Source organism: Bartonella sp. AD13SXNS (assembly GCF_042196465.1).
In the GTDB taxonomy this organism is placed as follows: domain Bacteria; phylum Pseudomonadota; class Alphaproteobacteria; order Rhizobiales; family Rhizobiaceae; genus Bartonella.
The window spans coordinates 1-576 of record NZ_JBHIQI010000116.1; the positions used below are offsets into that span (position 1 = coordinate 1).

Here is a 576-nt window from a genome sequence, read left to right on the forward strand (position 1 = left end):
ATGCAAAAGTATCAGGGTCTTCTTGCGTATACGAAGGTTCTCATATTTTTGATCATGCTAGGGTTTATGGAAAAGCGGTTGTTTATAAAGATGTCAAGGTTTATGGCAATGCGCGTGTTTATGAGAATGCCATGATTTATGAAAAAGTAGAAATCTATGATGATGCATGTGTTTCTAACAGATCTATTATTGCTGAAGGTGTAAAAATTTATGGCAATGCCGTTCTTAAAGAAAAGAAAATATTCCGTGAAGATATTTGTAGTAATGATGCCATTAGTGAAAAAGCAGCGTAAATAAAATAACGGCGCGGGGGGCTGCTTTGTAGCAAAAAAACCGCATCAAAATGAATTGATACGGCTTTTATATTCAAAACCATCATTCGTAAGGATAATTTGCTATAAACAAACTAACTCACAAATCACATATTTTGTGTATAAACGCAAGTGTATTTTTTCTCAATTTGCATCTTAAAATGTATCATGCTACCATTAATTCGCAGCGTCATAATGGCGTTGTATTTTAACCGTTCTTTAGGTTAAAACAATATTCCTCTTTAAAGATATCACAAAAGCCGTG

Annotated in this window: 1 pseudogene; it reads left to right on the forward strand. The window is 33.7% G+C overall.

The window, feature by feature from the left end:
- Positions 1–293, forward strand: a pseudogene (locus ACFIMQ_RS09710) (hypothetical protein); the annotation flags it as partial.
- Positions 294–576: the final 283 nt, after the last annotated feature.